The 15,741-nt window shown below is 72.7% G+C and carries 15 protein-coding genes; 7 read left to right on the plus strand and 8 right to left on the minus strand.

All coding sequences use genetic code 11. From position 1 onward, the window contains the following. Window positions 1-102: 102 nt before the first annotated feature. The 4 genes from ACIBN2_RS05405 to ACIBN2_RS05420 all read right to left on the minus strand — a co-directional run bounded on the left by ACIBN2_RS05405 (window position 103) and on the right by ACIBN2_RS05420 (window position 4,068). Window positions 103-456 (minus strand): UBP-type zinc finger domain-containing protein, encoded by a 354-nt coding sequence (locus ACIBN2_RS05405; protein WP_399132802.1) that lies wholly within the window; start codon window positions 454-456, stop codon window positions 103-105. Next, complete coding sequence (locus ACIBN2_RS05410) at window positions 453-1,910, minus strand: ATP-binding protein (protein WP_399132803.1); 1,458 nt, start codon at window positions 1,908-1,910, stop codon at window positions 453-455. The genes ACIBN2_RS05405 and ACIBN2_RS05410 overlap by 4 nt, the downstream gene beginning before the upstream one ends. Next, window positions 1,907-3,583, minus strand: coding sequence for an FAD-dependent oxidoreductase (locus tag ACIBN2_RS05415; protein ID WP_399132804.1), 1,677 nt, complete (start codon window positions 3,581-3,583; stop codon window positions 1,907-1,909). Before ACIBN2_RS05415 ends, ACIBN2_RS05410 begins: the two co-directional genes overlap by 4 nt. Before the next feature lie 128 nt (window positions 3,584-3,711). Beyond that, window positions 3,712-4,068: a VOC family protein gene (locus ACIBN2_RS05420; protein WP_399132805.1), complete on the minus strand. Its 357-nt coding sequence runs from the start codon at window positions 4,066-4,068 to the stop codon at window positions 3,712-3,714. Between the two features lie 62 nt (window positions 4,069-4,130). Between ACIBN2_RS05420 and ACIBN2_RS05425 the strand changes: the two genes are divergently transcribed. Further along, a complete protein-coding gene (locus ACIBN2_RS05425) occupies window positions 4,131-5,003 on the plus strand; it encodes a universal stress protein (RefSeq protein WP_399132806.1) in 873 nt (290 codons plus the stop codon). 1 nt (window position 5,004) lies between these two features. Here the strand turns inward: ACIBN2_RS05425 and ACIBN2_RS05430 are convergent, their stop codons facing one another. The 3 genes from ACIBN2_RS05430 to ACIBN2_RS05440 all read right to left on the minus strand — a co-directional run bounded on the left by ACIBN2_RS05430 (window position 5,005) and on the right by ACIBN2_RS05440 (window position 7,873). Further along, window positions 5,005-6,240, minus strand: a complete 1,236-nt coding sequence (locus ACIBN2_RS05430; RefSeq protein ID WP_399132807.1) for a DUF4032 domain-containing protein — start codon at window positions 6,238-6,240, stop codon at window positions 5,005-5,007. Between the two features lie 41 nt (window positions 6,241-6,281). Next, the gene (locus tag ACIBN2_RS05435; RefSeq protein ID WP_399132808.1) at window positions 6,282-7,028 is read right to left on the minus strand and encodes an MBL fold metallo-hydrolase; all 747 of its coding nucleotides are present in this window, start codon (window positions 7,026-7,028) and stop codon (window positions 6,282-6,284) included. Between the two features lie 218 nt (window positions 7,029-7,246). Continuing rightward, window positions 7,247-7,873: an alpha-ketoglutarate-dependent dioxygenase AlkB gene (locus tag ACIBN2_RS05440; RefSeq protein WP_399132809.1), complete on the minus strand. Its 627-nt coding sequence runs from the start codon at window positions 7,871-7,873 to the stop codon at window positions 7,247-7,249. 136 nt (window positions 7,874-8,009) lie between these two features. Here ACIBN2_RS05440 and ACIBN2_RS05445 point away from each other — a divergent pair, with 136 nt between their 5' ends. The 5 genes from ACIBN2_RS05445 (at window position 8,010) to ACIBN2_RS05465 (ending at window position 14,415) form a co-directional block, all read left to right on the plus strand. Then, window positions 8,010-8,639 carry a TetR/AcrR family transcriptional regulator gene (locus ACIBN2_RS05445; protein ID WP_399132810.1) on the plus strand — a complete coding sequence of 210 codons (630 nt, stop codon included), beginning with the start codon at window positions 8,010-8,012 and terminating at the stop codon, window positions 8,637-8,639. A 27-nt stretch (window positions 8,640-8,666) separates the two neighbouring features. Continuing rightward, window positions 8,667-10,337 (plus strand): FAD-binding dehydrogenase, encoded by a 1,671-nt coding sequence (locus ACIBN2_RS05450; protein ID WP_399132811.1) that lies wholly within the window; start codon window positions 8,667-8,669, stop codon window positions 10,335-10,337. Window positions 10,338-10,496: 159 nt separating this feature from the next. Further along, the gene (locus ACIBN2_RS05455; RefSeq protein WP_399132812.1) at window positions 10,497-11,183 is read left to right on the plus strand and encodes a FadR/GntR family transcriptional regulator; all 687 of its coding nucleotides are present in this window, start codon (window positions 10,497-10,499) and stop codon (window positions 11,181-11,183) included. Then, on the plus strand, window positions 11,180-12,562 hold the full coding sequence (locus tag ACIBN2_RS05460; RefSeq protein WP_399132813.1) for a hypothetical protein: 1,383 nt from the start codon (window positions 11,180-11,182) through the stop codon (window positions 12,560-12,562). The genes ACIBN2_RS05455 and ACIBN2_RS05460 overlap by 4 nt, the downstream gene beginning before the upstream one ends. Continuing rightward, window positions 12,559-14,415 (plus strand): GMC family oxidoreductase N-terminal domain-containing protein, encoded by a 1,857-nt coding sequence (locus tag ACIBN2_RS05465; RefSeq protein WP_399132814.1) that lies wholly within the window; start codon window positions 12,559-12,561, stop codon window positions 14,413-14,415. Before ACIBN2_RS05460 ends, ACIBN2_RS05465 begins: the two co-directional genes overlap by 4 nt. Here ACIBN2_RS05465 and ACIBN2_RS05470 read toward each other — a convergent pair. Beyond that, the gene (locus tag ACIBN2_RS05470) at window positions 14,370-14,729 is read right to left on the minus strand and encodes a DUF488 domain-containing protein (protein ID WP_399132815.1); all 360 of its coding nucleotides are present in this window, start codon (window positions 14,727-14,729) and stop codon (window positions 14,370-14,372) included. The two genes, ACIBN2_RS05465 and ACIBN2_RS05470, sit on opposite strands and share 46 nt — an antisense overlap. Before the next feature lie 249 nt (window positions 14,730-14,978). On the opposite strand from ACIBN2_RS05470, the gene ACIBN2_RS05475 reads away from it, so the two are divergent. Beyond that, complete coding sequence (locus ACIBN2_RS05475; protein ID WP_399132816.1) at window positions 14,979-15,740, plus strand: L,D-transpeptidase family protein; 762 nt, start codon at window positions 14,979-14,981, stop codon at window positions 15,738-15,740. Window position 15,741: the final 1 nt, after the last annotated feature.

Genomic DNA, 15,741 nt, shown 5'->3' on the forward strand with positions numbered 1-15,741 from the left:
GCGTCCATCCTTCCACGGACCACTGACAGCGCCGTCGGCACGCGTCACCGGGCGGTGCGGGGGTCCCGCACCGCCCGGTGACTCACCCTGCCGGTCAGCCCCTCAGGACCGCAGCGTCTTCGTCCAGTCGGCCGGTACCCGCCCGGCCGGGCCGGGTACCGGCTGGTCCGCCGGATGGCTCTCGGGCGGCGCGAGGCCGGGGCCGGACTCGTAGAGCTGTGAGCTGTCGAAGTCCCAGAACCAGCCCTCGCCCGGCTCGTAGCTCTGGATCACGGGGTGGCCGGTGGCCCGGTAGTGGGCGGTGGCGTGCTTGGCGGGGGAGTCGTCGCAGCAGCCGATGTGCCCGCACTGGGCGCACCGGCGCAGATGGAACCACCAGCCGCCGGCCTCGTCGCACTCGACGCATCCGGCGCCGCTCGGCGCAACGCTGGGGTCGATTCCGTTGGCGCTGGTCATGCGGGCTCCTCGGGGGTCTCGTCGGCCGGGGCGGTCAGCGGGAGCAGGACCTGGAAGCGGGTGTCGCCGGGTTCGGACTCGACCTGGAGGGTGCCGTGGTGCTTGTTGACGACGATCCGCCACGAGATGTCCAGCCCGAGCCCGGTGCCCTCGCCCACCGGCTTGGTGGTGAAGAACGGGTCGAAGATACGGCCGCGGATCTCCTTCGGCACGCCGGGTCCGGTGTCGCGGAACTCGACGAGCAGCATGTCCCGCTCCAGCGCCGTGCGGACCGTCAACGTGCCTTCCCCGCCGATGCTGTTGACGGCCGCGACCGCGTTGTCGATGAGGTTGGTCCACACCTGGTTGAGCTCCGCCGGGTAGCCCGGGATCTTCGGCAGCGTGCGGTCGTAGTCCTTGACGACCTTGATGCGTGAGCCGATCTTGCCGGACAGCATCAGCAGGGTGCTGTCGAGGAGTTCGTGGACGTCCGCGTTCTGATAGGGGGCGCGGTCGAGCTGCGAGTACTGCTTGGCGGCGTCGACCAGGTTCGAGATCCGGGTGGTGGAGTCGTCGATCTCGTCCATCAACAGCTCGGTCTCGACCGTGTAGTTGAGCCAGCCGATCGCCCCGGGCAGGATCTCCGGGTCGACGTCGGCCGCCACCTGGTCCAGCCAGTCGAGGTCCAGGCCCGCCTGCACGAACGTGGGCGCGAGCCGCCAGCCGTCGGGGATGTCGTGGTCCTCGAGCCAGTCGGTGACCGTGTCCTCGCGGTCCGAGGCTTCCAGCGGGCTCAACGTCGGCGCCTTGGCGACGAGTTCGGCGGTGCGCTCCTGGATCTCGATCAGCTTGGTGATGGCCTCGCGGGAGAACGCGCCGGAGGAGATGACGCCGAGCTTGTGCCGCATCTTCGCGACCCGCTCGCGCAGCGTGGCCGTGGCGCGCACGGCGGCGGCAGCGGGGTTGTTGAGCTCGTGCGTGAGCCCGGCGGACAACGAGCCGAGCGCCAGCAGCCGTTCACGCTGCCCGATGGCCCGCTGGGTGTTCTTCGAGCCGAAGAACAGTCCTTCCAGCAGATGCACCGCCATCGGGAACCACTCCTGCATGATCCCCGCGAACGTGTCCGCGGGCAGCACGAAGAACCGGGTCGGCTCCGTGACGCGCATCGAGTTGTTGTAGACCTGCCGGACCCGGTCCCCGATGTAGGCCTGCATGGCACCGGCGTAGACCCCGGGCTGAGACGTACGGGTCACCTCGACGTCGTCGCCGCCGACCCGGCGGGAGAGCACCACCGTGCCCTCGACCATCACGTAGAAGCAGGTGGCCGGGTCACCCTCCGTGTACACGGGCCCGGGCTCGAACCGCTCCACCCGTCCCTCGCTGCACAGCCGTCCGAGCTGCTCGGGCGTGAGCTTCTCGAACAGGAACAGCGAACTGATCTCCTGCGGGCTGCAGGGCATCAACTGCCCGCTCACGACTGCTCCAGATACCGGTGGACGAGCATCACGGCCATGGCTCCCTCTCCGACGGCGGACGCGACGCGCTTGGCGGACTCGGCGCGTGCGTCGCCCGCCACGAACACGCCGGGAATGTTGGTCTCAAGGTGATAAGGCGGCCGGTCCAGCTCCCATTCCGCGGGCGGCCGCCCGTCCGCGGTGAGGTCGGGCCCGGCCAGGATGAACCCGTGCTCGTCGCGCAGCACCGTGCCGTCCAGCCAGTGGGTCAGCGGGGCCGCGCCGATGAACACGAACATCCACTGCGCGTCGACGAGTTCGGTCTCCCCGGTGTCCATGTCGCGCAGGGTGAGCTGCTCCAGATGGTCGGAGCCGTGCGCGGACTCGACGACGGTGCGCGTGCGGACCGAGATGTTGGGCGCCTCGCCGATCTGCTGGATCAGGTAGTACGACATCGACGCGGACAGGTCGGAGGCCCGCACCAGCAGCGTCACCGACTTCGCGCCCCGGGACAGGTACATCGCCGCCTGTCCCGCGGAGTTGGCGCCGCCGACGATGTAGACGTCCTGCCCCTGGCAGGAGGACGCCTCCGTGAGCGCCGATCCGTAGAACACCCCGCACCCGGTCAGATCGTTGCAGCCCGGGGCCTCCAACTGCCGGTAGGAGACGCCCGTCGCGAGGATCACGCTGTGCGCGGCGACCGCTGAGCCGTCGGAGAACCGCACCGTCCGCGCGGCTCCGTTGACCTCCAGCCCCGTCACCTCGCGCGCGGTGAGGACCTCGGCGCCGAACTTCGCCGCCTGCCGCCGGGCCCGCTCGGTGAGCTGCGCCCCGGACACGCCGTCCGGGAATCCGAGGTAGTTCTCGATCCGCGAGCTCTGCCCCGCCTGACCGCCGGTCGCGGAGCGCTCCACGAGCACGGTCCGCAGTCCCTCCGACGCCCCGTACACCGCGGCGCCGAGCCCGGCGGGGCCGCCGCCGATCACGACGAGGTCGTAGAAGTCCGCGGCGGGCGTCGTCGCGAGGCCCACGCGCGCGGCGAGTTCGGGTGCCTCGGGCTCGACCAGCGGCGACCCGTCCGGCGTGATCACCAGCGGCAGCCGCTGCCCGTCCTGCCCGGCGGCGGCCAGCAGCCGCTGCCCCTCGGGCTCCTCGGCGGAGTACCAGCGGTAGGGCACCTGGTTGCGGGCCAGGAACTCCCGTACGTCCGAGGAACGCGCCGACCAGCGGTGCCCGACCACCTTGGTGCTGGGCACCGGCCGGAAGTCGCTGCACCGCCACGCCTCCAGCAGGTCGTCCAGGACGGGGTAGAGCTTCTCCTCGGGCGGGTCCCAGGGCTTGAGCAGGTAGTGGTCGAGGTCGACGACGTTGATCGCGTCGATCGCCGCGCTGGTGTCCGCGTACGCGGTCAGCAGCACCCGCCGCGCGCCCGGATGGACGTCGAGGGCCTGCTCCAGGAACTCGATGCCGTTCATCTGCGGCATGCGGTAGTCGGCCAGGATCACGGCCACGAGATCACCGCGCAGCTTCAGCTCCCGCAGTGCCTCCAGCGCCGACTCCCCGGACTCCGCGCGGACGATCCGGTACGACTCGCCGTAGCGGCGCCGCAGGTCGCGGGCGACGGCCCGGGACACCCCCGGGTCGTCGTCCACGGTCATGATGACGGTCCGCGCTGCGTCGGACGCCTGTGCCATACGTCTCCCACCCCGAGTGGTCGGACCGACGGCATGGCGAGCCCTGTCGCTGAGGGGTCGCCGCGCCGGCTCCCGCCCATCGTATGTTCGATCGTCCCGGTTCGCTCCGCCATAAGGCAGGTGCCCCGTCAGGGGCGGCGTGAGGAGAGCACGCAGAACTCGTTGCCCTCGGGGTCCGCGAGCACGACCCATGTCACCTCGTCGCTCTGCCCGACGTCCACGTGCCGCGCGCCGAGCGCGAGGAGCCGGGCGACCTCCGCCTCCTGGTCGTCGGGGCGGAGGTCGAGGTGGAGGCGGTTCTTGATCGTCTTGCCCTCCGGGACCGGGGCGAAGAGGAGTCCCGGCAGGCGGTCCTTCGCCGGCCGGATCTCGTACTCGTCGGCCGCGTCGTTCACCACGACCCAGCCGAGCGCCTCGGTCCACCAGCGGCCCAGGGCGACCGGGTCGGCGGCGTCGACGTTGAGTTGCTCCCATTCCAAGGCCATGGCAGCAGCGTAGTGAAGACTGATCCCGAGCGACGTGACCACGACACTGGGAGGCACCCACCATGACGCGCCCGATCACCGCGGGAGTCGACGGGACCGAGGAGAGCCTCGCCGCGCTGGACTGGGCGGCCCGCGAGGCGGTCCGCCGGGACCGCACGCTGCGCGTGGTGCAGGCCTGGCGCTTCCAGCCGTACGAGGCGATCGACGCGGCGGACCCGGACACCCAGGCGGGATGGGTGCGCGACGGGCTCGACGAGGCGGTCCGCGGCGTCACCGCGCGCCATCCGCACCTGGACGTCGTCTCCGAGGTCGTGGCGGGGGACTCGGCCGAGACGCTGGTCGCCGCGGCCGCGGAGGCGGAGATGCTGGTGCTCGGCTCGCGCGGGCACGGGCCCGTCGTGGGCTTCCTGCTCGGCTCCGTCGGCCAGCAGGTGATCGCCGGGGCGACGCGGCCGGTGGTGCTCGTGCGCGCCGGGGACCAGCCGACGGCCGAGGCGGCCGGCCGCGAGATCGTCGTCGGTCAGCAGGGCGACGCGGAGGACAGCGCCGACGCCCTGCGGTTCGCGTTCGAGACGGCGGCCGCCCGCGGCGCCGGCGTGCGGGTGGTACGGGCCTGGACGGTGCCGCCGGTGTTCGCCTACAGCCCGGGTTCGATGGCCCTGCTCGACGAGGCGGGCGGTCTGGAGCCGTTCGAGAAGAAGTCGCTCGCCGCCGCGCTGCAGCCGTGGCGGGAGCAGTTCCCCGACGTGCCCGTGATCGAGCACGTGGAGATCGGCAGCGCGGGCCAGGTGCTGCTGTCGATGGCCGCGCGGGCTCAGCTGATGGTCGTCGGCCGGCGCGCGCACCGTACGTCCGTGGGGGCGCGCATCGGGTCGGTCGCGCACGGCGTGCTGCACCACGCGCCCTGCCCGGTGGCCGTGGTCCCGCACACCTGAGTCACTCGGCCACGGTGGGCTGAAGCGTCTCGCGGGCCGTGGGCAGGATGTTCTCGATGTAGTCCTCGACCGCCGTGTCCAGCCCGATGTCGTGCTGCGCGCGCTCGGAGAGGTACCAGCGGTGCTCCAGCAGCTCGTGGTAGATCTCCGCCGGGTCCATCGACCCGCGCAGCCCGGCGGGTACGGCGCGCACGGTGGGCCGGAAGACGTCCCGGACCCACCGGTGCGCCAGCACCTCGGGGCGGGCGGCCAGGGGGTCGCCGGGCGCGTAGTCGTCCTGGGTGGCCATCCAGCTCTCCAGGTCGTTCAGCAGCCGCCGGGCCTGGTTCTCCTCGGCGTCCAGCCCGGTCAGGCGCAGGAGCTGGCGCTGATGGTGGCCGGCGTCGACGACCTTGGGCACGAAGGTGACGGTGTCGCCGTTGGAGGAGTGGGCGATCTGCATCTCGGCCACGTCGAAGCCGAGGTCGTTCAGACGGCGTATCCGGCGCTCGATGTACTGGTACTTGCCCGCCGGATACACCGAGGTCCGGGTCAGCTCCTCCCACAGGCCGCGGTAGCGCGCGCAGATCTCCATGCCGAACTCGATCGGGTCCACGGACGGGTGCAGCGCCCCGGACGCCTCCAGGTCCAGCAGCTCGCCGCTGATGTTCACCCGGGCCAGATCGAGGTCGTACTCCCGCTGCCCGGTGCTGAGTTGGGGGTGCAGGTCGCCGGTCTCGGCGTCCACCAGGTAGGCGGCGTAGGCGCCCGCGTCGCGCCGGAAGAGGGTGTTGGACAGCGAGCAGTCGCCCCAGGCGAACCCGGCCAGGTGCAGGCGGACCAGCAGCACGGCCAGGGCGTCCATGAGGCGGTGCATGGTGGCCGGCCGCATCGTCGTCTCGAACATCGAGCGGTACGGCTGCGAGCCGCGCAGATGCCGGGTGATCAGCACCGGTTCCAGCGGCTGGCCCGCGCCGTCGACGCGGCCGGTGACCACCGCGAGCGGGTCGACCGCGGGGATGCCGAGCCGGTCCAGGTCACGCAGCAGCTCGTACTCGCGCAGGGCGGGCCGTTCGGCGAGTTCCTTGACGGCGATCACCTCCTCGCCGGCGCGGGCGTAGCGCACGACGTGACGGGATATGCCGCGCGGCAGCGGGACCAGGTACTCGTCCGGCCACTGCTCCAGGGGCAGCTGCCACGGCAGGGCCAGCAGGAGCGCGGGATGCTCCGGGTTCGTCGCGCTGATCTGCAGTGCCATGGCTCGCGTGTCCTCGCCCTCGCGGTGATCGTCACCTCACCTTAAAGGGCGCGCTCCTTGGCCAGAAGTGCCGCCTCACCCACCGGACCGCGGTGTGCGGGGCCGTGCCCGGGCAGCATCAGATCGCCGTCGAGCGCGGCCAGGACGTCCAACGAGGCCACGGCGCGGGCGCGTTCGTGGTGGAACATGTCGGGCAGCAGCTGCGGGCCCTCGATCCGTGAGGTGGGGTGACCGCTGACCAGGGCGTCGCCCGAGATCAGCACGCCGGCGTCCGGCAGATGGAAGGCCGCGTGCCCGTCGGTGTGGCCGGGGGTGTGCACCGGTACGGGCCGGCCGGGCAGGTCCAGCGGCCCCGAGGTGGGGAAGGGCTCGGGCGAGGCGACCGGCACATGGGCCGTGCCGCCGGAGCGCAGGGCGTGCACCGACCAGGGCAGCACGCCGGGCCGCCAGCTGTTCCTCAGGACCTGCCCGATGCTCACCTGGTGCAGGAACTCCCGCCGCGCGTGCGGTACTTCGGCCGGGTGGAGGTAGATGGGCGTGCCGTAGGTGGAGCGCAGGAACTCGGCCGAGCCGAGGTGGTCGTTGTGCGCGTGGGTGATCAGCACCGCCGCGACCGCCTCCGGCGCACCGCCCACCGCCTCCAGGGAGGCGAGCAGTTGCTCGCGGTCGCCCGGGTAGCCGGTGTCGATGAGGGTGATCTCGTTCCCCTCGGTGAGGATCACCCAGTTGGTGTTGCTGCCGTGCACCAGGTGGATGCTGTCCGCGACTTGCCGCACGTTTGCCCGCATGATTGCCCCGCCTGGTGATGTGGTCCCTGCCCGACGGCACCAGCAAAGCAGATCCGGCCCGCACCGGAAGCGGTGGGTCCGCGCCAATGTGCGAGCTCAGGGGCGCAATCCGAACGGTAAGCGCGTGCCGTGCACCGTGCGCGGAGGGAAGGGCTGCCTCCGGCACCGTCCGCCGGAGGCAGCCCCCTGCGCGCAGCCGAAGCGGCCGCCTCTCCGCCTCACTGCACGCCGTGCGGGCGGAACTGGACGCTGATGCGCGGTCCCGTGGCGCGAGTGGTCTTCGGTACGCAGTGCTCCCAGGTCCGCTGGCAGGAGCCGCCCATCACGATCAGGTCGCCGTGCCCCAGCGGGCGCCGCACGCTCTCTCCGCCCCGCACCGGACGCAGCAGCAGATCGCGGGGCGCGCCCACGGACACGATCGCGACCATCGTGTCCTCGCGGGCGCCCCGCCCGATCCGGTCGCCGTGCCAGGCGACGCTGTCACGTCCGTCGCGGTAGTAGCAGAGTCCGGCCGTGGTGAACGGCTCGCCCAGTTCGCGGGCGTAGTGCGCGGACAGCGCGGCGCGGGCCTCGTCCAGGACGGGGTGCGGCAGGACGTCGCCCGCGCCGTAGAAGGCCAGCAGCCGGGGCACGTCGACGACCTGGTCGTACATCGTGCGTCGCTCCGCACGCCACGGCACCTCGGCCGCCAGCTGTTCGAACAGGCCGTCCGAGCCGCCGAGCCACCCGGGCAGGACGTCGATCCAGGCACCGAGGCCGAGCTGAGTCCGGCGGATCCCGTCGAGGGACCCGAGCCGCAGCTGGTCGGTCTGGTCGAAGAGCGAGCCCTGGAGGTGCGTGGTCATGAGACCAGCGTACTCCTCTAATCGAAAATCTGTTCCCATTCGATCGGGGCCGGTCCGGTCACTCGGTGAGCTCTTTCGATACATCGCTGTATCGGATACATTCGCGTATCGAACCAGCGGCGGTGAGGGAGCGGTGATGGCGGTCGAGGAACGAACGGAACGGCGCGTGACGCGGCGCCGGGTCCGTACCCGGGTCAACCTCCTCGACGCCGCCTTCGCCGTCTTCGCCGCCAAGGGCTTCGGCCGGGTCTCGATCGAGGAGGTCTGCGTCGCCGCCGGCTACAGCAGGGGTGCCTTCTACTCCAACTTCGACAGCCTCGACGAGCTGTTCTTCGCCCTCTACCGGCAGCGCGCCGACCTGATCGCGGACCAGGTCGCCGGGGCCCTCGCGCAGGACGGTCCCGACCTCGACGTGCCGGCCGCCGTCGACCGTGTCACCGAGGTGCTGCTCCTCGACCTGGACTGGCTCCTGGTGAAGACCGACTTCCTCGTGCACGCCGCCCGCGACGAGCGGGTCGCCGGGACACTGCTGGAGCACCGGGCGCGGCTGCGTTCGGCGATCGCCCAACGGCTCGGCCGGGCACGGGGGTTCGGCACGTTGCCTGCCGTGCTCGGCGACGTCGACGGCGCGGCCCACGCCGTGGTCGCCGCGTACGACGGAGTCACCACCCAACTGCTGCTGGACAAGGACGTCGAGGGCGCCCGCGCCTGGCTCAAGCAACTGCTCACGGCGCTGCTGACCGACGGCAGCTCCCCCCAACCCTGACCCTCACTGAGAGAAGGATCGGTCGCCATGGATGCGGACGTCATCGTCGTCGGAGCGGGCCTCGCGGGCCTGGTCGCCGCGCATGAGATCACCAGCCGGGGCCGGCGGGTCGCGCTGGTCGACCAGGAGAACGCCGCCAACCTCGGCGGGCAGGCGTTCTGGTCCTTCGGCGGCCTCTTCCTCGTCGACACCCCGGAGCAGCGGCGCCTGGGCATCAAGGACTCCTTCGCCCTGGCCTGGAACGACTGGCAGGGCAGCGCCCGCTTCGACCGCACGGACGACGAGGACTCCTGGGCGGTGCGCTGGGCGCGGGCGTACGTCGAGTGGGCGGCGGGGGAGAAGCGGTCCTGGCTGGAGGGGCACGGCATCAAGCTGCTGCCGACGGTCGGCTGGGCCGAGCGCGGCGACCTCAGGGCCGACGGTCACGGCAACTCGGTGCCCCGCTTCCACGTCGCCTGGGGCACCGGCACGGGCGTCGTCGAGCCGTTCGTGGACCATGCGAAGAAGGCCGCGCGCGACGGGCTGCTGACCTTCTATCACCGCCACCAGGTCGACGAGCTCGTCATCGAGGAGGGCGCGGCGCGCGGGGTGCGCGGCACGGTCCTCGCCGACGACTCCTCCGCCCGCGGCGTCGCCTCCAACCGCGACGGCGTCGGCGAGTTCGAGCTCACCGCCCAGGCCGTCGTCGTCACCACCGGCGGCATCGGCGCCAATCACGACATCGTCCGCCGCTACTGGCCCGAGCGCCTGGGCACCCCGCCCGCCGAGATGGTCACCGGCGTCCCCGCGTACGTCGACGGCCGCATGCTCGACATCAGCGCCGGGGCGGGCGTGCGGCTGGTCAACCGCGACCGTATGTGGCACTACACCGAGGGCCTGCGCAACTGGGACCCGATCTGGCCCGGCCACGGCATCCGCATCCTGCCCGGCCCGTCCTCGCTGTGGTTCGACGCCCTCGGCCGCCGGCTGCCCGACCCCTGTCTGCCGGGCTACGACACCCTGGGCACCCTCAAGTACCTGCGCACTACCGAGGACATCGCCGGTTACGACCACTCCTGGTTCATCCTCACCCGGAAGATCATCGAGAAGGAGTTCGCGCTGTCGGGCTCCGAGCAGAACCCGGACATCACCGCCAAGGACAAGGCCGCGGTGCTGAAGAACCGCCTCGGCAAGGGCGCTCCGGGCCCGGTCGACGCCTTCCTGCGCAAGGGCGCGGACTTCGTGACCGCGCCGACGCTGGAGCAACTGGTCACGAAGATGAACGAGTTGACGGACAAGCCGCTCCTCGACGCGGCCGAACTGCGCCGCCAGATCGAGGCCCGCGACCTCCAGATCGCCAACCCGTACACCAAGGACTCCCAGATCCAGGGCATCCGCAACGCCCGCCGCTACATCGGCGACCGCCTCGGCCGCGTCGCCACCCCGCACCGCATCCTCGACCCGGCGGCGGGCCCGCTCATCGGCGTCAAGCTCAACATCCTCACCCGCAAGACGCTCGGCGGCATCCAGACCGACCTCGACTCCCGCGCCCTGGGCGCTGACGGCGACCCGATCGACGGTCTCTACGCGGCGGGCGAGGTCGCCGGCTTCGGCGGCGGCGGTGTCCACGGCTACAACGCGCTGGAGGGCACCTTCCTCGGCGGCTGCCTCTTCTCGGGCCGTGCGGCCGGACGGGCGGCGGCGCGGCAGACCGCCTGACCTGCCGACTGACGATGCCGCGGGGGCGGCCGGGGAAGGAATCCGGCCGCCCCCGCGGCATCGTCGTGCGAACGACCGGCTGCCACAGAGGGGTTGACCGCCGGTGACGTCCGCTGGTTGAGTGGCTCAGCCACTCATCCACCCCTTCAGGAGGCATCCGTGGAGGCACTGCCCCGCGAGACGATCGTGGACGTCCTCGAAGCCAGGCTGCGCGACGACATCCTCGACGGACGCCATCCGGCAGGCAGTTACCTGCCCCCGGAGCGCCGGCTGGCCGACGGCTACGGCGTCACCCGGACCACCCTCAAGCACGCCTTCGGGCGCCTCGTCCAGGCCGGGCTCCTGGAGACCCGGCACGGCGTCGGCACCAAGGTGCGCGACTACGCCCGCCTGGGCGGCGCCGACCTCCTGCCGATGCTCGTGCGCCACGACGCGAAATGGGTCCGGGAGATCTTCGAAGTACGGCGCTCCGTGGGCGCGTTGATAGCCGAGCGGGCCGCGGTGCGGGCCACCCGCAAGCAGCACGCCGAACTGGGCCGCCTCCTGGACGCCGTACGGGAGGCGGACGGCGCGGACGCCGTGCAGCTGGCCGACGTCGAGGTGCACCGCGCCCTCGCCCGGGCGACCGGGAACCGCGTCTACGTGCTCCTGACCAACACGCTCTTCAACGCCTACCTCCCCGTGCGCGCCGGTCTGCGCGGCCCCTTCACCGACGCCGAAGCCGCCCGCCGGCGACTCGCCCCGGTCGTGGAGGCCGTGGCGTCCGGCGACGGCAGCCGGGCGCACGCCGCGGCCGACGCCTATCTGCGCGACACGGAGAAGATCATGCTGGAGGGACTGGCATGAGGGGCACGACGTTCACGGAGACCATGCTCGGCACGGTCCGGCTCGACGGCGACGACCGGGTCCGCCGTGTCCGCCTCGACCTGCGGGCCGAGGCCGACGAGGTCCTGCGGCCGCATCGCACCACCCGGGCCCGGCTCGGCGGCCGTGTCCGCATCTCGGGCCTCGCCGACGACCCGGACGCCACGGGCGAGCTGGAGATATCGCCCCTCGCCCGCCGCCGCATCCGCTACCGCCTGACCTGCACCGCCGACGGCCGCTCACTCACCCTGGACGGCTGGAAGTCGGTGACCCCGCGCCATCCGGTGAAGTCGATGACGGTGCTGCCGTTCACGCTGTACGAGGACGGTGCGAGGGCCGGGCAGGGCACCCTCCGCTTCCCCGTCACGACCGGGCTGGCGCCCTTCCTGCTCAGCTTCCGCTTTCCCCGCCGGGAGGACCCCGCCGAGTACGCCGCGCCACGCTGGGACGGCACCCCCGGCCGTACCGAGGTCTGGTACACGACCCTCACCGACCCCGCGACCCGCACCGGCATCTGGCTGCACCACGAACTGGTCGCGCCCACCGACGGATCCGCGCCCCAGGCCCACGGCTGGGCGGCCGTCTTCCCGCAGGAGGGAGAGGTCCGCCACATCCGCTTCGGACCCGCGCCCTGGAACGACCCGGCCGAGGGCTTCTCGGCCGCCGGCGTCGACGCGACCGCGGGACGACTGACCGGAAGCGCCGGTGACTTCGACTGGGACCTCACCGAACAGCCCCTGTCCGCGCCGCTGTTCACCTTCCCCCGCTGGTCGTGGCGGCGCCCCCTGCTCCCCGCCGCCCACATGCTCCCGGCCGCCCGGGCCACGTACGACGGAACCTTCAGCGACGGCAAGAACACCCTCACCCTGCGCGCCGCCCCCGGCGCCTCCGCCCGCATCCACGGCCACGGCAACGCCCACCGTTGGGCCTGGCTCCACGCGGACCTGGGCGACTCCGACGTCCTGGAGGTGATCGCCGCGGTCTCGACACGGCCCGTACTGCGGCGCCTGCCCCCGCTGGTCTTCCTGCGGCTGCGGTACCGGGGCCGTGAATGGCCGCGGCGCGCCGAGCGTTCGGCGGTGGGCCTGCTCGGGATCGGACGGTTCCGTGCCCGGATCGGACTGCCCGTCTGGACGGTGACCGGCCGCACGCTGCTGCGGCGCATCCGCGTCGAGGTCACCCAGCCCGGGGAACGCACGCTCGCCCTGGACTACCGCGACCCGGACGGTGCCGAGGCGGTGTGCCGCAACAGCGAGAGCGCCGACGCGACGGTCCTGCTGGAGCGCTGGTGGGGCCGCTGGCGCAGCGAAGCCTCATGGACGTTGCAGGGCACCGCGCACGCGGAGGTGGGGGACCGGTGACCGCGCCCGGACTGGTGGCCGCCCTGCTCGCCGACACCGGCGACGAGGAGTGGCTCACGCGCGTGCCCGGCAGACTCGACACGTTCCTGTCCGCGCTGCCCGCGTCCGTTCGGGCGGCGGTGCGGGCCGCCGCCACCGCCGTGGACGCGTACGCCGTCCTGCACAGCGGGCGCCGGCTGGCCGGCCTCACCCCGGACGAGCGCGAGACGGTGCTCGGCTCGCTCGCCGCGCGCCCCGGACTCGTACCGGCACTCGACCTGCTCAAGGTCCCCGTGCTGCTCGCCGCGTCCACCGAGCGGACCCCGGCCCCACGGGCACCGCGCGCCCCCGAGGACCCGCCGCTGGACTGCACGCCCGCAGGCGAGTGGCCCGACCGCGCGACCGCCGACGCCGTCGTGGTGGGCTCCGGCGCCGGGGGAGCGGTGGCCGCGCGGACCCTGGCGCGCGCCGGGCTCTCCGTCGTCGTGCTGGAGGAGGGTGAGCACCACACCACGGCGTCCTTCGGCCGCCGTGCGCCCCTGGACCGCTTCACCGACCTGTACCGGGACGGCGGAGCGACCGCCGCCCTCGGCAACCCGCCCCTACTGCTGCCGGTCGGGCGCGCCGTCGGAGGCACCACCGTCGTCAACTCCGGTACCTGCTACCGCACTCCGGACCACGTCCTCGACCGCTGGAGCAGGCGGCACGGCTTCCATCTGGCCGACGGATTCCCCGCCCGGCTCGACGAGGTCGAACGCACACTGCGCGTCGCCACCCAGCCGCTCGACGTCCTCGGCAGCAACGGCCTGCTCGCGCTGGCCGGCGCGGAGCGGCTCGGCTGGCGGGCCGGCCCGCTCCGGCGCAACGCACCGGGCTGCAAGGGCTCCTGCCAGTGCGTGGTCGGCTGCCCGACCGGGGCCAAGCAGAGCGTGCAGCTCTCCGTCCTGCCCGAGGCCTGTGCCGACGGGGCGCGCATCGTCACCGGCGCGCGGGTCCTGCGGATCCTGCTCGACGCCGACCGTCCGGGCCCGCCGCGCGCGGCCGGCATCGCGGCGCGCCGGGCGGACGGCAGCGAGCTGGAGATCCTCAGCCCTCTCGTCGTGACGGCCGCGGGCGCGCTGCAGACCCCGCCGCTGCTGCGCCGGTCCGGTCTCGGTGGTCACCCCCGTCTGGGCCGCAACCTCAGCGTGCACCCGGCCACCAGCGTCGCGGGCCGCTTCGGTGAACCGGTCACCTCCTGGGAGGGCGTCCTGCAGAGCGCCGGTGTCGAGGAACTGCACCACCGCGGCATCCTGATCGAGGCGACGGCGAGCCCACCCGGCATGAGCAGCTTCGTCCTCCCCGGCCTCGGCCGCTCCCTGCGCCGTGAACTGGAGGGTGCCGACCGGCTCGCGGTCCTCGGCGCCATGATCGCCGACCGGCCCTCGGGCCATGTGCTGGGCCGCGACCGCACCCTCGTCCGCTACCGCCTGGACCCCCGGGACGGAGACCGGCTGATGACGGCGGTGCACGCCATGGGCCGCGTCCTGTTCGCCGCGGGCGCCCAGGAGGTCCTCACCGGCATCCCGCGCGCGCCACGGGCCCGTACCCTCGACGAACTCGACGCCCTGCTCGCCGGGATCACCCCGCGCGATCTGCACCTGTCGGCCTTCCATCCGACCGGAACGGCCGCCGCCGGTGGTGATCCGCTGCGGGCGCCGGCCGATGCCGAGGGCCGGCTGCGTGGTGTCGAGGGGGTCCTCGTCGCCGACGCGTCCGTGCTGCCGGGCTGTCCCGAGGTGAACCCCCAGCTCAGCATCATGGCGGCCGCGCTGGCCGTCGCCGAGAACTACCTCGAACCGTCCTCGAGGAGACGGGCGAGCACGGCGGCGTGACTCGTCGCCGGCTCCTTGGCGGCGGTCAGCAGCGTCACCGTTCCCTTGGCGGCCAACTCCCGGATGCGATGCAGGAGTTCGGCCGCCTCCGGGGCGTCCAGTTCCGCCTCGTACCGGTCGGAGAACTCCTCGTAGGACCCCTCGCCCGCGTGGTACCAGCGGCGCAGGTCCGTCGACGGGGTGAGCGCCTTGGGCCACTCGTCCACGTGCGCCGCGTCCTTCGACAGCCCGCGCGGCCACAGCCGGTCGACGAGGACCCGGACGCCGTCGTCCGCCTCGGGCGATTCGTACACACGCCGCACGCGCACGCTCATGGCCGGTCCTTTCCACGGTGACAGGTGCTGTCGAGCGTAGAGCGGAGCCGTCGGACGACGCTGTGTGACGTGACCCGAACGAGGGTGGCCCAGGGGCGTGCGGGCACCTGTGGAAGGGCGCCCCACGGGCACCAGCCGTATCGGTGACGGCCTTAACTCGCCGTTCACCACGTGGATGTAGGGTCTGGGGCAGTCGAACGGCGCCCAAAACCTGACGAGATCCTCACATGAGTCGGTCACAGTCGATCCGTGATCATGAATAGACCCCGTGTCGCCCTGCTCGCCGCCTCCCTGTTCCTGACGGGATGCGGCGGCGGGGCCGTGGCGTCGCCGGCCCACGGGCCCGCCGCCGAGCGGCCGTCGAGCGCACCCGCCGCCGGCCCTGCTGTCCCGGCCTCGCCCGAGATGTCCGCCCAGGGCGCTCCGCTGCAGCTGCCCGGCATCGGGCCGAAGACCCTGGCCGAGATTCCCGCCGACGCCCGCCAGGCGATCGTCGTGACCGGCCGTGGCAAGAACTCCCCGCGGTCCACCGTCGTCCTGTACCGGCGCACCGAAGAGGGCTGGCAGGCCGGCGTGACCTGGCCCGCGCACAACGCGCTCAAGGGCTGGTCCGAGCACCACATGGGCAACGACCTGCGCTCGCCCGTCGGCGTCTTCGGCCTCACCGACGCCGGCGGCCTCCTGCGCGACCCCGGCTCCCGGCTCCCGTACCACCACTCCGGCGGATTCACCTCGCCCGGCACGGGGTTCGAGGGCGAACCGCTCGCCGGTGCCTTCGACTACGTCGTCGCGATCAACTACAACCGCAAGCCGGGCACCTCGCCCCTCGACTGGACCCGGCCGCTGGGACCGAACCGCGGCGGCGGCATATGGTTCCACGTCGACCACGGCGGCCCCACGCACGGCTGCGTGAGCATCTCCGAACAGCACATGAAGGAGCTGCTGCACACGCTGGACCCCGGCCTCCACCCCGTCGTCGTCATGGGCGACGCTCCGTCCCTGGCCCGCTGAC

Origin of the sequence: Streptomyces sp. NPDC050534, from assembly GCF_044457745.1 — a bacterium.
Classification (GTDB): Bacteria; Actinomycetota; Actinomycetes; order Streptomycetales; family Streptomycetaceae; genus Streptomyces.